The 19,960-nt window shown below is 35.9% G+C and carries 16 protein-coding genes; 9 read left to right on the forward strand and 7 right to left on the reverse strand.

Annotation, left to right across the window (positions count from 1 at the left end):
• Positions 1-117: 117 nt before the first annotated feature.
• A complete protein-coding gene (locus tag A8143_RS06605; RefSeq protein ID WP_066757375.1) occupies positions 118-3,159 on the forward strand; it encodes a DNA polymerase III subunit alpha in 3,042 nt (1,013 codons plus the stop codon).
• On the opposite strand, the gene A8143_RS06610 is transcribed toward A8143_RS06605, so the two are convergent.
• Positions 3,156-4,700, reverse strand: coding sequence for a hypothetical protein (locus A8143_RS06610; protein ID WP_066757378.1), 1,545 nt, complete (start codon positions 4,698-4,700; stop codon positions 3,156-3,158). The genes A8143_RS06605 and A8143_RS06610 overlap by 4 nt on opposite strands.
• A gap of 214 nt (positions 4,701-4,914) precedes the next feature.
• Between A8143_RS06610 and hemA the strand changes: the two genes are divergently transcribed.
• From hemA to A8143_RS06625, 3 genes are read left to right on the forward strand one after another with little or no spacing between them, the layout of a single operon-like run.
• Positions 4,915-6,189 carry a glutamyl-tRNA reductase gene (gene hemA, locus A8143_RS06615; protein WP_083261255.1) on the forward strand — a complete coding sequence of 425 codons (1,275 nt, stop codon included), beginning with the start codon at positions 4,915-4,917 and terminating at the stop codon, positions 6,187-6,189.
• 2 nt (positions 6,190-6,191) lie between these two features.
• Complete coding sequence (gene hemC, locus A8143_RS06620; RefSeq protein ID WP_066757381.1) at positions 6,192-7,085, forward strand: hydroxymethylbilane synthase; 894 nt, start codon at positions 6,192-6,194, stop codon at positions 7,083-7,085.
• On the forward strand, positions 7,078-7,746 hold the full coding sequence (locus A8143_RS06625; protein ID WP_066757384.1) for a uroporphyrinogen-III synthase: 669 nt from the start codon (positions 7,078-7,080) through the stop codon (positions 7,744-7,746). Before hemC ends, A8143_RS06625 begins: the two co-directional genes overlap by 8 nt.
• On the opposite strand, the gene A8143_RS06630 is transcribed toward A8143_RS06625, so the two are convergent.
• The 3 genes from A8143_RS06630 to A8143_RS06640 all read right to left on the reverse strand — a co-directional run bounded on the left by A8143_RS06630 (position 7,738) and on the right by A8143_RS06640 (position 10,372).
• Positions 7,738-8,433 (reverse strand): signal peptidase II, encoded by a 696-nt coding sequence (locus A8143_RS06630; RefSeq protein WP_066757386.1) that lies wholly within the window; start codon positions 8,431-8,433, stop codon positions 7,738-7,740. The genes A8143_RS06625 and A8143_RS06630 overlap by 9 nt on opposite strands.
• Before the next feature lie 9 nt (positions 8,434-8,442).
• Positions 8,443-8,829 (reverse strand): TraR/DksA family transcriptional regulator, encoded by a 387-nt coding sequence (locus A8143_RS06635; protein WP_066757389.1) that lies wholly within the window; start codon positions 8,827-8,829, stop codon positions 8,443-8,445.
• A gap of 244 nt (positions 8,830-9,073) precedes the next feature.
• On the reverse strand, positions 9,074-10,372 hold the full coding sequence (locus tag A8143_RS06640) for a zinc-dependent metalloprotease (protein WP_066757392.1): 1,299 nt from the start codon (positions 10,370-10,372) through the stop codon (positions 9,074-9,076).
• A 120-nt stretch (positions 10,373-10,492) separates the two neighbouring features.
• On the opposite strand from A8143_RS06640, the gene uvrC reads away from it, so the two are divergent.
• Complete coding sequence (gene uvrC / locus A8143_RS06645) at positions 10,493-12,289, forward strand: excinuclease ABC subunit UvrC (RefSeq protein WP_066757396.1); 1,797 nt, start codon at positions 10,493-10,495, stop codon at positions 12,287-12,289.
• Between the two features lies 1 nt (position 12,290).
• Here uvrC and A8143_RS06650 read toward each other — a convergent pair whose 3' ends face one another.
• Complete coding sequence (locus A8143_RS06650; protein WP_066757397.1) at positions 12,291-13,442, reverse strand: hypothetical protein; 1,152 nt, start codon at positions 13,440-13,442, stop codon at positions 12,291-12,293.
• Positions 13,443-13,486: 44 nt separating this feature from the next.
• Complete coding sequence (locus tag A8143_RS17290; RefSeq protein WP_066757399.1) at positions 13,487-16,633, reverse strand: T9SS type B sorting domain-containing protein; 3,147 nt, start codon at positions 16,631-16,633, stop codon at positions 13,487-13,489.
• Between the two features lie 190 nt (positions 16,634-16,823).
• Between A8143_RS17290 and A8143_RS06660 the strand changes: the two genes are divergently transcribed.
• From A8143_RS06660 to A8143_RS06675, 4 genes are read left to right on the forward strand one after another with little or no spacing between them, the layout of a single operon-like run.
• Positions 16,824-17,696 (forward strand): YicC/YloC family endoribonuclease, encoded by an 873-nt coding sequence (locus tag A8143_RS06660; RefSeq protein ID WP_066757401.1) that lies wholly within the window; start codon positions 16,824-16,826, stop codon positions 17,694-17,696.
• Between the two features lie 7 nt (positions 17,697-17,703).
• A complete protein-coding gene (gene gmk / locus A8143_RS06665; protein WP_066757404.1) occupies positions 17,704-18,303 on the forward strand; it encodes a guanylate kinase in 600 nt (199 codons plus the stop codon).
• A gap of 8 nt (positions 18,304-18,311) precedes the next feature.
• Entirely contained in the window at positions 18,312-18,956 is a 645-nt protein-coding gene (gene nadD, locus A8143_RS06670) for a nicotinate (nicotinamide) nucleotide adenylyltransferase (RefSeq protein ID WP_066757487.1), read from the forward strand.
• Positions 18,953-19,486 (forward strand): CopD family protein, encoded by a 534-nt coding sequence (locus tag A8143_RS06675; RefSeq protein WP_066757408.1) that lies wholly within the window; start codon positions 18,953-18,955, stop codon positions 19,484-19,486. Before nadD ends, A8143_RS06675 begins: the two co-directional genes overlap by 4 nt.
• A gap of 2 nt (positions 19,487-19,488) precedes the next feature.
• Here A8143_RS06675 and A8143_RS06680 read toward each other — a convergent pair whose 3' ends face one another.
• On the reverse strand, positions 19,489-19,881 hold the full coding sequence (locus A8143_RS06680) for a gliding motility-associated C-terminal domain-containing protein (RefSeq protein WP_175437501.1): 393 nt from the start codon (positions 19,879-19,881) through the stop codon (positions 19,489-19,491).
• Positions 19,882-19,960: the final 79 nt, after the last annotated feature.

The following is a 19,960-nucleotide window of genomic DNA, read 5'->3' on the forward strand; positions in this document are numbered from 1 at the left end:
ATCCATAAATATTTACACTTAATAACCAGTATTTTATACTGTAATTAAAAACGTCTGCTGTTGATTTTGATTAATTTTTAATAGTTTTGCGATTAATTTTTAATCATTTTAAGTGCGATGTACATCAATTCTCATAGCTATTATAGTTTAAGGTATGGAACGTTTTCACCCGACCAATTACTTGATTTAGCGAGATCCAACGGCATTCAACACATTGCTTTAACGGATATAAATACTACATCTGCCTGTTTAGATTTCTTAAGGTTAGCTTCAAAATATGGTATTCACCCAACAATTGGTGTAGATTTTAGAGAGGGCATTGATCAAAAATATATTGCGCTGGCTCAAAATAACGACGGTTTTCAAGCCATCAACCAACACCTAAGCGAAATCTTACAAAAAACTACAGTATTAAATGATACAGCACCCAATTTAACGGACTCATTTGTCATCTACCCGTTTAAAAAAGAACACAAACGCCACCTCAAAAAGAATGAGTTTATCGGTGTAAAACCGCAAGATTTAATTCATTTAAAACTCCATAAAATTGACACCGAAAAGTATGTCATACTGCAAACAATAACCTTTAGAAACAAAAGAGACTTTAACGCACACCGCTTACTTAGAGCAATCGACAACAACACTTTATTAAGCAAGCTTCCAACAACTGAACAAGGTTCGTATTCAGATCAAATTTTACCGCTTACTGAACTACTTGAAAAATATAGAGCGTTTCCTGAGATTATTGAAAACACAAAAATGATTCTTCAATCCTGTGCAGTTGAATTTGACTTTTCTGAACGTGCGATGCCTCAAAACCAAAACACTTATACAGGCGATGAAGAAGAAGACTTGTTACTCTTAAAAAACCTTTGTGCATCCGGCCTTGAATATCGTTATCCAAATGCGAATCAACAGGTACTAGAACGCGTTGAAAAAGAATTACAAACCATTCAGGAAATGGGTTTTGTTTCGTATTTTCTAATTAATTGGGATATCGTGACCTATGCGCAATCGAAAGGATATTTTTATGTTGGAAGGGGAAGCGGAGCAAATAGTGTTATTGCTTATTTATTGAAGATTACAAATGTTGACCCCATCGAATTAGACCTATATTTCGAGCGTTTTATTAATCTTTATCGTAAAAATCCGCCTGATTTTGATATTGATTTTTCTTGGATGGATCGCGACGACGTAACGGCATACATTTTTAAACGATTTAAACATACTGCACTCGTTGCAACCTACAATACTTTTCAATACCGTGCTGTTATTCGGGAACTAGGCAAAGTATTTGGCTTACCCAAAAGCGAAATTGATAAATTAAGTAGGGGTTATACCAGTACGTTTGATAGTAATCATTTAGCCCAACTTGTTTTAAAATATGGTAAATACATTCACGGATTCCCAAGTCATTTAAGCATTCATGCAAGCGGCATAATCATAACAGAGCATCCAATTCATTATTATTCTGCCACATTTTTACCACCAAAAGGATATCCAACCATACAATTTGACATGCATGTTTGCGAAGATGTAGGTCTATATAAATTTGACATTCTTAGTCAACGAGGTTTAGGAAAGATAAAAGATGCGATTACTATTATTCGCCAAAATCAACCTGGTGCTATAACATTTGACATTAATGATATACAACGTTTCAAACTGGATAAGAAAATCAGTTATATATTACAAAACGCCGATGCTATTGGCTGTTTTTATGTTGAATCACCAGCCATGCGGATGCTTTTACGCAAACTGCAAGTTCGTGACTACTTAGGTTTGGTAGCAGCAAGTTCGGTTATACGACCGGGAGTTGCCAAATCAGGTATGATGCAGGCCTATATCCAAAGGTATCGTCACCCTGAGAAACGAAAAGAAGCCCACCCTGTTTTATTAGAACTTATGCCAGAAACATATGGGGTAATGGTTTACCAGGAGGATGTAATAAAAGTGGCACACTGTTTTGCTGGATTAACATTAGGAGAAGCAGATAAGATGCGCCGAGGCATGTCAGGTAAGTATCGATCTAGAGATGAATTTCAAAGCATTAAGTCAATATTTTTTTCCAATTGTGCCGAAAAAGGGCATAGCTATGAACTTACTGCTGAAGTTTGGCGGCAGACTGAAAGTTTTGCAGGCTATGCATTTGCCAAAGGTCATTCCGCCTCTTACGCTGTGGAAAGTTATCAAAGTCTTTTTTTAAAAGCTTATTTCCCTTTAGAATATATGGTTGCTACGATTAACAACTATGGTGGATTTTACAGTACAGAACTTTACATTTATGAAGCCCGAAAATTTGGTGGAAAAATTTTACCACCATGTGTCAATAATAGTTGTTATTTAACGACAATATATGGTTCAAATATATTTATAGGCTATCACCTTCTACATGGCTTTAACTTTGAAATAGCCAAAAAAATAGAAGAAAACAGAAAAAATGAAGGTGTTTTTAAAGATTTTGATGATTTTATTGATCGAATTTCAATCAGCTTAGAGCAACTGTCTATTCTGATCAGGATTGATGCTTTTCGATTTACAAAAAAAAGTAAACGTTCTTTAATGTGGGAAGCTCACCTTAAAATATCTAAAAATAAAAAGGCAACGCACTCGACCGTCGATCTGTTTAACATTAAAAAAGTGGATTATCAAATCCCAGACATTAGCACTCCCTGGCAAGAAGATGCTTTCGATCAAATTGAATTACTCGGTTTCCCATTATACAGCCCATTTAGTATTGCCAACGAAGATGAAACCGATGTAGTTTTAGCGAATGATTTAATTCATCATAAAAACCTAACCGTCTGGGTAAAAGGCTATCTCATTCACACTAAAAGGACAACCACAAGTAAAAATGAAAAAATGTTTTTTGGAACGTTTTTAGACACTGAAGGAAACTGGCTGGACACTGTTCATTTTCCACAGGTAGCAGCAAAATTTCCGTTTAGAGGAAAAGGCTTATACAAAGTAAAAGGCAAGGTAATTGTGGAGTACGATTGCATTACGATTGAAACAAGTTATATGGAGAAATTAGGTGTAATTGAAGATCCGAGGTACTCTAATTTAAGAACGGGGGAACTATCAAAAATCCCAGACAACAACATAAAACCAATTAATCATGAACAACTTGGCCTGCCAAAAGGAAAGTCTTATTATTAAAACGTTCCTTTCCGCTTAAGCTCCTTAATCTCTAAAAATGTTTTTCGCCGTAATTTACTTTGAACCCAGGATAAAAAATCGAAATATTCAAACACAACTTGTTCATTTGGGTCTTCTTGTAATTCTTTCAATTCTTTCTCAAAAGGTAAAAGAACATCTTCTAATTCGAAAAAGCCGTCTGATTTCGCCATTTTAGAAATTAACTTTAGAAAAATTTCTTCAAAAGCATAAATTCGGTTTCTCTTTTTTAAAAATCTTTTCGTTGAATTTATAGCATAAGGTAAAAAGCGATCATTCTCCAGTTCAAAATGAAGTATCAGGTTAATCAGTTGAGCAAAACAAAAAATATCTTGTTTTGGGTCAATTGTACTTTCATTTAAAATTTTATTTATCCAATGGAGCGCTTTTGTATAATGTCCCATAGACAAATAGACAATTCCAACTTTAAAATCAATATAAGCCTTTCTCAGACTCGAAATACTATCTCCATATAGTCGATATCCTTCTTCAATTTCAGGCACTAACTCTACCGCTTTCTCAAAATCGCCCCTCTCTATTAATAAAACGAGTTCCAAGCTATACGAACTCGAAAAGTATTTGATATCTAAATTTTTAGATTTTGACATTTTTGACCCTAATTCTTTTAACTGAAGAAGGTACTTATTTGCCTCGTCAAATTTTTCTAGTCGTGTTGCTGTATAAACTACATTGGTCAATAAAGAAAAAAACAAGTTCGGCCGATTGCTAAAACTATTTTTATCGGTCTCTAAAACCTTTAAATTGGCAATTAAATGGTTATAAGATTTAGCCCAATCATGAATTGAGAAGTAGTATGCACTATGAATGTGATGAAATAGGTAATTAACTCTAGCTCCAAAATTCTCCGGTTTTATATGCTCGATTTTAAGAAATAACTCTTTTAACCGTGTCGAATCTTCTTCATTTCTAACGTTACCCTGAACGTTAATTTCATGGAAGACCAAACTCTTCACATTCCAGAGTTCATGATAAGCTTTAATTTCTTTGATGATTCGCTCCTCCTCAACAAACATTTTTTGAATCTGACCCTGTTTAACTTCAGTATACAATTCATTTTCTATTAGTTTTTTCCGCTTTTGTTTGATTTCGAGCAGCAGATTGAATTTCTCAAATTTTAACGCTTGTTTTTCTGCACTTTTTAAAACTTTCTCACTTTGCTTGTAAAGTCCCTTATCATATAAAATATCGGCGCTATGCAGAGCGCGATATAACTGAGCATCTTGCGACGAATTTGCATTAAAAGAATCTAAACTTCTCAAAATATTATTATACAATCGCGCTTTAGTGATTGAAAACTTATTGAGTAAAGCTTGTCCCTTAAAATGCATATAGATCAAATCTTCCTGATAAGTATCCATCCGATCAATAAAGTCGAACAACTTTAAATAGCTATTCTCTTCACCAATTGTGTGCCGAGATGAGAACAGTTTAAAATAGCGTTTCTCGGATTTATTTAAACTTTTAATTAATTCAAAAAGATGATTAGAAACCTTATTAGACATATAAAAAATTGGGGGTTTATTCTACTTATTTCAATCAATCTACGCTAAAAAATAAGGATAAACGGTTGTAAATGGGTTTAATGCCAAATTCATGTAGTAATTAAACCTGTTTATTTATTTAACGGAATTTTGCTAAATAGATTTGTAAAAAAAAAGATTGATTAGCTGGAACCGTGATAAAAGTCATCTAAAAAACTTTTTTAATGACACTATCATGACAATTAAAGCTATTGAAATAAGGAATTTTGTAGCTCAAAAAAAAGGATTGGAGAAATTTGGTGTCATAGCTTTTACCCATGCAGGGATTGGACTAGAAAATTTAGGTCAATTCCATGTGGAGACTGAAGGAATTCCTGAATTGATGAATCGCTTAAAAAGCGAATTAAACTTAAAGGAAATCATGTATTTGTCAACTTGCAATCGAGTTGAATTAATATTTACATCTAGTCATCCGATAACCGAAAGATTAGTCGAAAATCTAATTCAAACCATCCATCCAAACTGGTCAAAAGACAAAGTAAACTTTATAGCCAGTAAAACGAGGCATTGGACTGGTATTAATGCTGTTAACCACCTCATCGAAGTAGCGTCGTCACTTGACTCCATGGTATTGGGAGAACGCGAAATAATCACCCAAGTTAGAAATGCTTATAATTTCGCAAAAGAAAATAAACTATCCGGTGATACAATCCGCATAGTAATACGGCAAACTATTGAGACTGCCAAGAAAGTCTACACAGAAACAAGTATATCAGAAAAGTCTGTTTCCGTTGTTTCTCTCGGTTTTCAGTCCTTAATGGAGTTAAACCCGAAAAAAGATGCTAAAATTTTGATAATTGGCTCTGGGGTTACCAATCAGAATATGGCTAAATTTTTGCGCAAACACGGTTTTTCAAACTTCACAACATTCAATAGAACCCTTGAAAATGCTAAAAATTTTTCTGTTGAATTTGGAGGTGAAGCCTTTTCGTTAAGTCAACTATCCCGCTATCGTGAGAACTTTGATATAATAATAACCTGCACCGGAGCGAATCAAGCAATAATTACGCCTGCAATTTACGCCCAGCTAAACCCGAAAAGCGAAAAGAAAATAATTGTTGATTTGGCCATCCCTAATGATTTGGACACCTCACTATTAAACGATTACCCAATAGACTATATCTCTGTCGAATCAATAAAAAGAATATCTGACAAAAACCTTCTCTTGCGAAAACAAGAGCTGTTGAAGGCGCGTCAAATCATTTACGAATCGATTGAAGAATTTAAAAAGATTTATTACATGCGACAAGTGGAATTAAAGATGCGCGTAATTCCGGAACATGTGAAAAAAATCAGATCAAAAGCAGAGCAAGAAGTTTTTTCAAAAGAATTAGAAAATTTAGATGAGGATGCTAAAGAAGTTTTAGATAAAATTCTCAACTATATGGAAAAAAAATACGTGAGTGTACCCATGATTATGGCAAAAGAAATGCTCACTAAAAATCAATGATAATGAACATCAGAATTGGATCAAGAGGAAGCGATTTAGCCTTATGGCAAGCTCATTTTGTAGAGAAAGAACTTAAAAAACTTGGTCATCAGGTTAGCATTAAAATAATTGAAACTAAAGGCGATAGAATTCAGGATTTGAGTTTTGATAAAATTGAAGGAAAAGGTTTCTTTACAAAAGAAATTGAAAATGCTCTGCTCGACAACTCAATTGATTTAGCCGTCCATTCTCATAAGGATTTAGAAACCGAACAACCAAAAGGTTTAAAAATTGCAGCTGTTTCTTATCGTGAGAATCCAACTGACCAACTTCTTATCCGTAAAAGTTCTGCCGACAAAAGTGAATTGTTAGAGATTATTAAGAACGGAATTGTGGGGACGTCGTCCGCCAGAAGAAAATCACAACTTTTAAGATTAAGACCTGATGTTGTCATCAAAGATTTAAGAGGCAATGTTCCCACTAGAATAAACAAATTGCGTGAAGGTCAATATGATGCTATCGTCTTAGCAACAGCAGGAATAAAGCGCTTAGATCTAGATTTAAGTGATTTAGTTTGTGTAGAATTAGCACCAACCCAATTTGTTCCAGCTCCTGCCCAAGGTGTTTTAGGATTGCAAATTAGAGCTAACGACAATGCGCTAGAATCAGCATTAGAGCCAATGCATCACAAAGATGTTGCCGCTGCCATAGCCATTGAAAGAGGAGTTTTAAAATTGCTCAATGGTGGGTGCCAATTACCATTAGGGGTTTTTGCTGTAAAAGAATCAGATAAATGGCAAGTAGAAGTAAGTCACTCCCACGCTGCAACCAGTCCTTCCAATTTAAAAACATATTCTTTTAAGGAAGAAGAAGGCATTGCAGAACATATTGTAGCTGACATCCAAGGGCGTGGTTAATCCCACTAGAGGCATACTAATTACTAATGAGAGAAACTCGTATTCTGCAATAAAGGATTGGTGTTCAAAACGAGGCATACCCTTTTCACAAAAATCATTTATAAAAACAGTAGGAGTTCCTCATTTAAACATCCCTTCGAGTGATTGGATTTTTTTCAGTTCACCTAACAGTATATCTACTTATTTAGCACATTATTCTATAAATGCAAAAAAGATAGCCGTATATGGGGAAGGAAGCGAACGTGAAGCACTTAAACACGGCTTAAACATTGACTTCGTTGGACCAATAGAGAACAACCCTAAGACAATAGCCCAATTTTTTGACAATGATCCTGGATCCACTATTTTTTTTCCCCTCAGTCAACGATCTAAACGGAGTATTATTAAAGAAATTGGAAAGGCAACAGTATTTGAGCTTGAAACATATAAAACAATAATCCAACCTTCTTTAGTTCAATCCCACGAAGTATTGATATTTACAAGTCCATCTAACCTTGAGGGATTTTTGGTTCTAAATAAAATATCAGACAATCAAACTTTAATAGCTTATGGCAGAACAACTGAAGCAGCACTGTTGAGTTTAAACTTGAGCAATACAATAATTACACTTAAGACAAGTACTGAGTTAGAACTAGAAAAAGTAATTAGGAAATTATTCTGATTCATCAGTTGCAACACCTTCAGAAACAAGTGTTTTTTCCTCTTTATTGAAGAATTTACGGTAATTTAAAATAATCAATCCGACACCTACAGAAATAGACAAGTCAGCAAAATTCCAAATTGCGCCAAAAATTTCATTTCCTGGACGAATACCTAAAAAATCAATTTCAGGAGTCCATGAAGGCCAAGTAGTCGTAAATTGAAACATATCAACAACACTGCCTAAGAGGAAACCATTCGGTCGAATCAACGGTTCCATCGTTTCTGGATCAAATTCAAACATACCATCAGAACCTATGGCTAAATTCCACGGTAGATTTGGATCCACAGACCAAATTAAATCGTAACAAAGACTATCAATCAGATTACCCGCAGCTCCAGCAAAAATTAAACTTAAAGCTATCAATAATCCTCGTGGTGCTTGATTTTCTTTTAATAATTTACGCATGTATATTGCAATACCTATGATTGCTACAATACGGAATATTGAAAGTGTATATTTTGCCCAGGCACCACCTCCTAGAGTAGCTCCAAAAGCCATTCCCCTATTCTCTATATAATAAAGTTGAAAAAAACCATCTATTACGGGAATAGACTCGAAAGCTCCCATACTAGTTTTCACCCAAACCTTTATGATTTGATCGACGAGCAAAATTGCTCCAATAATAATTACGATTTTTTTTCCCAAACCTTAAATTTAACCTTGTGCGCGTTTGGCCTCTATACTCAATGTAGCATGTGGAACTAACATTAATCGTTGCTTTTGGATTAACTTACCTGTAACACGGCAAATTCCATAGGTTTTATTTTCAATTCGGATTAACGCATTTTTCAAATTCTGGATAAACTTCTCTTGTCTAACGGCTAATTGCGCCATTTCTTCACGAGACATCGTTTCAGAACCATCTTCCATCATGTTAAAAGATCGTCCAGTATCATCTGTTCCATGATCATCACTATGGTCTAATTGGCCCCGCAATAAATCTAAATCTAACTGCGCTTCTGCTAATTTAGCATCAATTAAATCTTTAAACTCTTTCAAATCTTTATCTGAATATCTTACCAAATCTGCCATGGTGTTCATTTAAAATTAATAACGGCAAATATAAGTTATTTCTCATAAGTATTTGCCTTAGTTTTCGCTTAAAAATACTAAAATATTTTTCTTTACAAACCTTATACAATTAAGAACAGGGTTTCCCTTATCAATTGCATGAATTATTGAAACTTAGCCAAGATTTAAAACGGTAAAATTTGTATAAAAAAAGCCCTATACTAAATTAAAATAGCATAAGGCTTTAGGTACTGCGTACAATGTTTTAAACTGTTTAGTGCACGATTAATTTTTCAATTCGAACCCCAACTTCATTGGATACATTGACAAAATATAATCCAGGTGCTAAATCACCAACAACAAGTTCATTTGAACCTCCATTGACTGTTAAAGCTTTAATTAACTGGCCAGTTTCCGAGAAAACCATAACATCGGAGTGAACATCAATAGCAGAAATAGAAATAGTCACTTGACCGTTTGAACTTGGATTTGGAAAAAGTTCAATTTCAAATGGAGCATCTTGTTGTTCCTTAATCCCTAATCCAACAGCTGGGTTATCGTCAATAAGGCCTTCTCTAAAGTTTTCTATTACTGAGCGCATAAGATTTCCCTGGCCAATTGTAAAAGAATTTTGACAAGTTTCTGCAGAATAATCCATATAATTTTCTACCATATCAGGTAAATCACCCAAGTCACCAATATCATCCACACAAGTATTCTTAACTAAATCGCAATCCTGTGGAGATTCAGACGACATATTAGGTGTATCATCAATTCCATCTTGTTCTCCACATCCACCATCACCCCAGATATGTCTCAGGCCGAGGTAATGACCAACTTCATGCGTTAAAGTTCTTCCATAAACATCTCTTGCCACCCCTCCTATCATCAAAGTATTCGGATTATTACTCCCAAAACAATGGTACTGTACTACTACACCATCATCCATTCCGTCTATTGCACCTGGCGGCCAATGATCAAGTCCATCAGGTGGTGTCGCATAACCCAATAAGAATACATCACCAAAATAACTCATATCACACACCCATATGTTTAAATACCTTGATTTATCCCAGGCATCCACACCACCGTCAGCGGTATGTTTAACCCCTTCTGCTAAGGGAGCAAAATCTAAAAACGAAGTAACTGCGGTATTTGTACGTGTAATTCCCGTTGTTGGATTACCTTCAGGATCAACCGTAGCTAACCTAAAATCGATATAAGTATCCCCAACAATTGAATTGAACGTATCGCGCACGTTTACGGCATCCTCATTGGTCCTTCTAAAATCTGCATTTAAAATATCAATTTGGTTGTATATTACACTGTCTGGGATATTTTCCGCGGCTGTATTATAGACTACATGTACGACTACCGGAATAGTCAGCACCTCTTCTCTATTTTGTGTTCCCACCAATTTAGCACGTTCAAATGTTTCATTTACTCGATCAATGTATCCGGGGGTAAGAGTTTCTTGAATTTCCATTGCCTCTTGTGTGTAACAGCGATGAAAATCTTGGCCGTGCATTGTAAAACTCAATGCTAACGCGCCCATTAAAATAATTTTTTTCATTGTTTTTCAGAATAAGAAATATCAAATATACTCATATTCAGAAACTTTAGCAATTATAATTAATCAGCTGAATTGAAGTCCTATTTCAATTATAGTGGCATATTCGTTAAATTTGTACCAATGTTCGAACACCTTGAGGATAAAATTAAAAGAATTCCCTCCAACCCAGGAGTTTACCAATACTTTGATAAGAACGGAACAATAATTTACGTTGGAAAAGCTAAAAATCTAAAAAAGCGGGTGAGCTCTTACTTTAATAAATCTCAAAAAGATAGTGCAAAAACAGCCATTCTCGTTCGAAAAATTGTCGATATAAAATACCTAGTGGTGGATAGCGAGCTTGACGCGTTACTGCTAGAAAACAACCTCATTAAAAAGTATTTACCCAAATACAATATACAGTTAAAAGACGATAAAACGTATCCGTGGATTTGCATTAAAAATGAGCCTTTTCCCAGAGTTTTTACAACCCGTCGCGTGGTAAAAGACGGCTCAAAATATTTTGGACCATATGCATCCGTAAAAATGATGTATACTTTATTAGATTTGATTAAAGATGTTTACCCCTTAAGAACATGCAAGTTAAATTTAGCAGCTGATCAAATTAAAAAGGGAAACTATAAAGTTTGTTTAGAATATCATATTGGCAATTGTTTAGGTCCATGTGAAGAAAAACAAACGAAGCAAGATTATCAGCAGTATATTGATGAAATTTCTAACATCCTCAAAGGTAACATAGGTGCAGTTATAAAAGAATTAAAAGAGCTGATGAACCGATTTTCGGCAGCGTTAAATTTTGAAGCAGCATTAGATGTTAAAAATAAAATTGCCAGCTTACAAAACTATTACTCGAAATCGGCAATTGTTAGTCCAACAATACACAACGTCGATGTCATTTCAATGGTTGAGGACGACAAATCTGCTTTTGTAAATTACCTTAAAATCAATAACGGTGCAATCATTCACGGACATACGATTGAAGTAAAAAAGAAACTTGATGAAAAGGCAGAAGAAATTATACCCTTCGTTTTATTGGATATGCGGGACCGGTACGGGGATGAATCGAGGGAAGTTGTTTCGAGCATACCTTTCAAAAAAGCAGGATTAGAACTTAAAATCACACAACCTCAACGTGGCGATAAAAGAGCATTATTAGAACTCTCTCAGCGTAATGCCAAGTTTTTTATGCTCGAAAAACATAAGCAAGACAAAGTTGTCAATCCCGAAAGACATACAGAGCGTATAATGGAAACCATGCAGAAAGATTTGCGCTTAAAAGAATGGCCAACACATATTGAATGTTTTGACAATTCTAACTTTCATGGAACAAACGCAGTAGCTGCATGTGTCGTGTTTAAAAACGGAAAACCGAGCAAAAAAGATTATCGACACTTTAACATTAAAACGGTAGATGGCCCGGACGATTTTGCCTCAATGGAAGAAGTTGTAATGCGCAGATATAAACGCCTTTTAGCTGAAGACCAACCTTTACCGCAGTTGGTTATTATTGATGGGGGAAAGGGCCAACTTAGTTCTGCCATGAAAAGTATAGACGAATTAGGTTTAAGAGGACAAATTACTGTAATCGGAATAGCTAAAAAACTAGAAGAAATCTATTTTCCAGGAGATTCAATCCCGGTCTATATAGATAAAAGGTCGGAATCCTTAAAAATCATACAACATTTAAGAAACGAAGCGCATCGTTTTGGCATAACTCATCATCGAAATAAAAGAAGTAAAAATGCGCTTGGAACCGAACTTACGACGATTCCTGGAATTGGTGAAAAAACGGCTACCGATTTAATCAAACATTTTAAATCTGTTTCTAGAATTAAGAAAGCCAATCTAAAAGACCTCTCAGAATCAATTGGCTTCTCAAAAGGAAAAATTGTCTTCGATCATTTTAACAAAACGTAATTCATTCGTAAAAAGAATAAAAGATTTCATCAACATAAGTAGAGTTGCGATAAATTCTAACTTCAGAGGTTTTTAAACCATCGTCATAATTGTACAAATAAGTATATCGGTATCTTCCAGAGTGGCGTTGCATTTTTTGAACTAACCCCTCATTGTTCACTTTATAACTATAATAAGACGTCAATTTGCCTTTAGAATCGAAACGTTCTTGGACATAACCATCTTCTTCGGTATTCACCTTTCGACCTGATAAATATGCATTGCCTTTTTTGTCATACGACGTTGTTTCAGCCCCCAATAAAACACCCTCTTCATCATACGAAAACACTTCATCATAAACAATTTTAGTTCCGTTTTCAGTATAAATCTGGCGATTTAAAACTAAACTATCCGCATTATATACAGTCTTTATCTTCTTTAACTTTCCATCTTCATCAAATCTTCGATCCCAAACAACTCTATTGCCCAACTCATCAAATTCTTCACTCACACAAATTGTTACCTGATCCTTATTTTTAACACCGACTAGTTCTCCTTCCGGCTTACAGTCATATTTCCACGAATATTTTAATTTACCTTTTTTATAATAAACTGTCGTTTTTTTATCTCCATTAGGGTAATAAGTATAAACTAACTTTTTTATTGGCACCTCTTTTGTTTTCTGATAAATGCAGTGCTCCGTTAATTTTCCTTCGGTATTGTATTGATATGTTGTACCAAAATACTCCCCTTTTATATTAACTCTTGACTTTTCAGTTAGTTTTCCCTCAGCATTATACTGGTAATTAATTCGACCTTCTTTTCCTTTAGAATTAATATAAACCACTGTTTTTAATCGGTCCTCTTGATCGTATTCATAAACAGATTCACTTGTTTCTTTTTTTAGGTTGATAAATTCACGCTTTGTAACTTTTCCGTCCTTATCAAAATACTCTATTGTTCGAATTGGTTTAGCTTTATGATATCGAATTTTAACTCGCTTTTCGACTTGATTCTCTTTTAGCTTATCTTTTTCTTTGAGTAATTGTTCAGTATCATAATCATTGGTAACATCGTAAAATGAGAACATTTTAGTAATGGAATACACATCTGGCTGAGCAAAAACTGAAGCAACAGAAAAAACTAAAATAATTAATAATAAGTTTGATTTCATAGGTTAATTTTTAGAGTATAATCATCCTATGTCATATGGTTACACTATCTCACTAAAGTAGTGTTCCCTTTTTGGCTACCCTTCTTTCCATTGAGATATTCATACTGCAACACCCAGGTAAACACTCCCGGGTTTTCAGGCCGATTTTGATGTGTACCATCCCAACCAATATCTTGAGATGTAGTCTTGAAAAGTAATTCACCGTAACGATTATAAACCGCAAAATAAATTGATTTTAGTGCATAACCTTTAACAAATAATACATCATTCACTCCATCACCATTTGGACTGAAAGCTGTAGGAACACCAACACCTTCTCTAAAATTCACTAAAACCATAACTGTATCTGAACCATAGCAACCATTTTCATCGTAAAATTCGACTAAATAAGTCTCGCTTTCTTCAGGTGTAACTGTGGTTATAGGACAATCACTACATTCGATAAATTTTGAAGGAGACCATATATAATCCCCGTCCAAATCAGGAAAAACAGACAAGATAGCATCTCCTCCTAAATCAATTATGGTGTCAGTACCCGCATTTACAACTGGATTTTCAAACACAGTAAGTTCTTCAGTTATCGTTGATACCGCTCCTGTATGACTTGTTGTGGTCAGCGAAATCACAAAATTTCCCGGACTATTTACGCAAATTGTTGGATTCTGATCAGTTGAAGTATTTGGATCCGAAGCTCCACCAAAATCCCACTCCCATCCAACAACACCGCCAGTCGTTAAGTCTTTTATTTCAAAACAATCACCAACACAAGCGGGAGACAACAATTCAAATCCAGGCACGACAGGTTCACAATCAATCACATTAATCGTAATCGATGCAGTACCCTGACAGCCAAACTCATTCGTTCCAACTACTGTATATGTAAAAGTTCCTAAAGCCTCAGGTGTAAAACTGACCCCATCCGTTAATCCTCCATCCCATGCATAGCTCATTGCACCGGTACCGTTTAAAGTTGTAGACTCACCAAAACACACTTCTGTAGTCAACGCAACAGCTCCGACTTCTGGATTTTCATGAACAACTACCTCCACCTCAGCACTATTTTCACAACCATCGGCAGACGTACCGACTACCGAAAAAATGTAATCACCAGCTGTTAGCATTGGTGTTGGAACTCCATCTACAATCCCCCCATCCCAAACGTAGGTCACAGCACCAGCGCCGGAAAAGGTAATACTCTCTCCTTCACATACTGAACTAGGCTCAGCATTCGCAACTACGCTTGGTAAATCATGGACTAGCACATCGATTGATGCCATACCAGAACAGCCATCACCTGCAGTTCCTGTAACGGTATAAGTAATCACACCAATGCCAACAGGTTCAAATGCGACACCATCCTCAACACCCATATCCCATGTATAAGAATCTGCTCCACCACCAGACAATACAATTTCATCACCTGTACATATTTCAGTTAAATCAGCTGAAGCAGTAACATCGGGTAATTCTGTTACTGTAATCTCAATCGATGCCATATTTTCACAACCATCAGCAGATGTACCTGTAACATTGTAAACAGTTACACCAGACGGCGGTGCAAAAGGAACACCATCGAGAACCCCTCCATCCCATACATAAGTAGCCGCACCGCTCCCTGTAAGTACAATTTCTTCCCCTAAGCAAATATCAGTATCAGATGCCGATGCTGCAACATCCGGAATATCGTACACGGTAACATCAATAGACGCTGTATTCGTGCAACCCGTTAGCACATCAGTACCTGTCACAGTGTATGTTGTTAAGCCAACGATTGCAGGTTCAAAGGCTACACCATCAATGACACCAAAATCCCAAGAATAATCATCGGCTCCTGCACCCGTAAAAACAACCTCATCACCCAAACATATTTCAGTCTCATCAACAGAAGCGGTAACAGCAGGTAAATCATGTACCGTAATCTCAATACTCGCCTCAGAGGCACAATCACCAACAGAACCTTCAACTGTATAGGTCTCCGTACCTGGAACTCCAGGAATATATGGTACTCCAGCCTCAACATCAACAGGATCCCAAACAAAGACATCAGCAACCCCTTCAACAGTAAAAGTGACTGCTTCACCCAAACAAATCTCATCCACATCCGCGGTTAAGGTTAAATCAGGAACAGGTACAACTTCAATTTCAATGCTCAATTCACAATCATCTTCATCGTCGCTGATAGCCGTGTAGGTTGTTACTCCGAGTGGAGGAATAAAACCAATTCCATTGACAACACCCCCGTCCCAAGTAATTGTCCCACCACCTGCAGAGGTTGCGTCTAGAATAATTTCCTCACCTTCGCAAACCATATCAGCAACAGGTTCAAGTTCAAGTTCCGTGCACAAGACTGTTATTTCTATTTCACCTTCACCATCGTGACAACCAGCTGTATTAACCTGGTCATACCCATCATTAAAAGAACCACCGCCACCGCCGCCTCTTGCTGTAAAATCTGCATCAACATATTGACCACCGCCGCCACCAGAATAACCGCCACCTCCAGCGCCGCCATAGTTACCAGCTCCACCGCCCCCACATCCCCAGGCACCCAAATTAGGGTAAGTCCATGTACAACTACCATCTGCTCCTCCTGCACCACCATCTGCCCAAGAATCGCCTGCACCATCCCCACCAAGTGTTCCTGGTAAAGCTCCACCATCCCAAGTTCCATCTCCACCATATCCATTTCCATAAAATCCACCACCACCAGATGCCCAACCACAATCTCCAGTCACATACCCCTTTTCACCTCCATCTCCACCAACACCTCCAGCACCAGATGAATTTACCCCATCCTCAGTAGTCACAGCATCATGTCCATCGGCATTAATTGCTGCTCCACCACCACCACCTGCAATAATCCATGGTGCACCTTCAAAAACAACTCCAGAGCCTCCCCCGCCGCCGCCTGCATTTCCATATTGCAATCCTTGTCCACCAACTATAACATCTAATTCATCCCCAGGACTAACAGCAAATGACCCTTCCATACATGCGCCCAAGCCACCCACACCACCATCACCGTCACCACCACTTCCTCCTCGTACAACAATTCTGATTGAACTTACTCCCGCAGGAACAGTATAGGTTTGAACAGCACCGGTATAAGCAAATGACTCTGTTTGAGTCCAACTATTGACCGTAAATAATTGGGTAAAAAAAAGAAAAATTAGGTTTTGAATTAGTCGCATTTTAGTTGGTTGTGTTTCAAACAAATATATCTTTATCCATTCAGAATTGCAATAGCAGCAATCATTTTTAAACAAGTTTTCTCTATTTCAACCAATTATTCACTCACACCCAATTTTAATAAATTGAAGCTGCTTGAAGATTGCTTTATCAATTATTCCTACTTTTGCCAAGAGATAAAATCTGATAAGTATGCTACAATCAATGACTGGTTTTGGGAAATCCTCTGCCACATTTTCCGATAAAAAAATAACAGTTGAAATTAAGTCACTGAACAGTAAAAATTTAGATTTATTTGTTCGAATGCCACAATTATATCGACAAAACGAAATTGCGCTTCGAAAAATATTGGAAAAAGCGTTAGACAGGGGAAAAGTTGAATGCAATATTAACGTTGAAGCAATTGGCAACAACAGTTCTCAAAAAATCAATAAAACGCTTGTCACATCTTATTATAAGCAATTGAACGACCTGAGTGATGAATTAAATTTACCGCAAGAAAATCTCTTGCAAACTCTATTGAAAATGCCGGATGTATTTTCCAGCGAAAGTGAAGAATTAGATGATGAAGAGTGGGAAGGCATTGTAAAAGTGGTAAACGAAGCAATTCAAAAACATATTGAATTCAGAAAAACCGAAGGGCAAAAGTTAATGGATGAATTTACGTTAAGAATCGAAAATATTCGATCAGCTTTTACCGAAATTCCCAAATACGAATCAGCGAGAATTGATGCAATCAAAGAGAGAATTGAAAACAATCTTGAAGAATTCGTAGGATTAGCGAAAGTGGATAAAAATAGGTTTGAGCAAGAATTGATTTATTATCTTGAAAAATTTGATATTTCTGAGGAAAAGCATCGCCTTGAAAATCACTTAAACTATTTTATATCAACCTTAAATGAAAATCAATCTCAAGGCAAAAAACTAGGATTTATTACGCAGGAGATCGGTCGAGAAATTAATACATTAGGTTCAAAATCGTATCATGCAGACATGCAAAAACTCGTGGTAAATATGAAAGATGAACTAGAAAAAATAAAAGAACAAATATTAAATACGCTTTAAACAAGTGATGGAGAAATCGATAGCCAAACAATTTGATGAATTTGATGCAGGAAAGTGTATTATTTTTTCGGCACCATCGGGAGCAGGAAAAACAACGATAGTTCGTTATTTACTTAGAAACATAGATAACCTTGCATTCTCAATTTCTGCCGCAAGTCGAGAACCAAGAGGAAGGGAGGAAGACGGAATAGACTATCATTTTTTTTCAGTGGATGAGTTTAAACAAAAGATAGATAAAAATGAATTTGTAGAATGGGAAGAGGTTTACAAAGACAATTTCTATGGAACACTAAAATCGGAAGTACTTAAACATTGGAAAGCAGGTAAAACTGTATTGTTTGACGTTGATGCTATTGGTGGAATAAACCTAAAAAATATTTTTGAAGACAAGGCTTTATCGATTTTTATAAAACCTCCTTCATTATTTGTCCTAGAACAACGCTTGAAAAACAGAAGAACTGAAACACCTGCGCAAATAAAAATGCGATTAGATAAAGCAAATGAAGAACTCAGTCACGCTGAAAAATTCGATTATGTTTTATTGAATGATAATCTTGAAAAAGCATGCTACGAAATAAAAAAAGTTGTGCTTAACTATATTGGATAATGACTGCAATGGTGAATCATATTTTAGATGGTTTTTCGAGTAAATCTGAAAATGCTCAAAAACAAGTTGCTTTATATTTTGGGTCGTTTAACCCCATCCATATCGGTCATTTGATTATTGGAAACTATATTGCTCAGCAAGACCAAATAGACGAAGTTTGGTTCGTCGTAAGTCCTCAAAACCCACATAAATTAAAGAAAAACTTATTAGCTGATCATCATCGTCTTGCCATGGTTCGTATTGCGGTGGAGGAAAATCCTCATCTGAAAGCGAGTGATATTGAATTTAAATTACCTAAACCTTCCTATACAACATACACTTTACAGGCGCTTAAGGAAAAACACCCCACATATGCTTTTACACTCGTAATGGGCGAAGATAATTTGAGAACGCTACACAAATGGAAAAACTACGAGTATATTATTGAAAATTATCCAATTATTGTCTATCCTCGAGTGATTACTGAGCAGGAAAAAATAGAAGAAAAAAACACATTAATCGATCGCACTAATATCCTAAAAGTTGATGCGCCTTTGATGAAAATTTCTTCAAGCTTTATACGTAATATGATTGGGGAAAAAATGGATGTTCGTTACCTCTTATCCGAACCGGTTTTTACTTATTTAGATGAGATGAATTTTTACAAAAAATGATGTACCAAATATTACTATCCCTTCATATCATTTTCATTGTCACATGGTTTGCAGGCCTATTCTACATTGTACGGTTATTCGTATACCACGCTGAGGCAAATGAAAAAGTCAATCCAGAGAAAGACATTTTAAAAAAGCAATACAGCCTAATGGAGAAACGCCTTTGGTATGGAATTACTTGGCCTTCTTTTATTCTTACATTAATATTCGGTCCTTGGTTATTAATAAAAAACCCTGGGCTTTTGCATATGGGATTTATGCACATCAAACTATTGTTCGTTGCTTTACTTATAATTTACCAGTTTATTTGTCACCAACACTTTTTAAATTTACAAAAGGATAACATTAAAAAGTCGGGGAATTTTTACAGAATTTTGAATGAAATTCCAACTTTGTTATTGGTTTCCATTGTTTTCCTTATCATCCTAAAACACAATGTAAATTGGGTTTATGGAGTAGTTGGATTTTTTGCTTTAGCTATTTTATTGATGCTTGCAATAAGGATATACAAAAAACTTCGCAAAAAATAACCTTATCGTAGTACATTGATAAAACCGTCAAATTTATGACGCTTATCAGAGGCTATCTCTTTTGCATTAATCATCCAAACATACATACCAGCGGGAACAGGGCTTCCTCCATAAGTTCCGTCCCAAGCTGCAGAAGGATCATAAGATTCCCATATCAACTGACCGGTTCTGTCAAATATCATTAAATGAAAATTGTAAACATCTATTCCATTCGCATGCACTTGCCAATTGTCGTTATAAAAATCACCGTCTGGTGTAAAAGCATTTGGCGCATAGATATTAACTCCTGATTCACGAGCAATATCGTTAGATGCCATTAAAGAGTCTTGATCATCATGTTGAGCAAAACTCAAAAAAGCGAAAAATGTAAAAATAATTCCTGTTAAAGTTTTCATCTGTACTTGTTTTTTCATGTATCAAAAAGAAAGGGTTTGAGGTCCTTTTCCATTTAACTTACTGGTTACAAATGCAAAG

Origin of the sequence: Crocinitomix algicola, from assembly GCF_001661595.2 — a bacterium.
Classification (GTDB): Bacteria; Bacteroidota; Bacteroidia; order Flavobacteriales_D; family Crocinitomicaceae; genus Crocinitomix; species Crocinitomix algicola.